The organism is Duncaniella muricolitica, from assembly GCF_910574735.1.
Classification (GTDB): domain Bacteria; phylum Bacteroidota; class Bacteroidia; order Bacteroidales; family Muribaculaceae; genus Duncaniella; species Duncaniella muricolitica.
In genome coordinates, this window is sequence record NZ_CAJTCF010000188.1 from 1 (window position 1) to 309 (window position 309).

Genomic DNA, 309 nt, shown 5'->3' on the forward strand with positions numbered 1-309 from the left:
ACTTTGTACGACGGACAATCTCGTCTCTCATCTGCTCTTTTGACGGAGGTGTGCTGCTGTTGCCGGAGTTCTTCGGGGGCTCCTCATATTTTGAAAGGCGTTTGCGAAGTTCCTCAAGTTCTTTATCCTTCTTTTTGAGCATCCGCTCAAGAGATTGAATTTTCCTGAGTTGAGCCTGTCCGTTCCGGTTAATCTGACATATTGTCGCATGCTGAGAGTCGATGGTTTTCTGCATCGACTCAATCTGGGCGGATAATCCGCGCAGCACTTCTGTTATGTCATTAACCGGCTGTTTCACAGATACAAAGA

The 309-nt window shown here is 46.9% G+C and carries 1 pseudogene; it reads right to left on the reverse strand.

From position 1 onward, the window contains the following. Positions 1–309: pseudogene (locus QGT73_RS17390) on the reverse strand (IS66 family transposase); the annotation flags it as partial.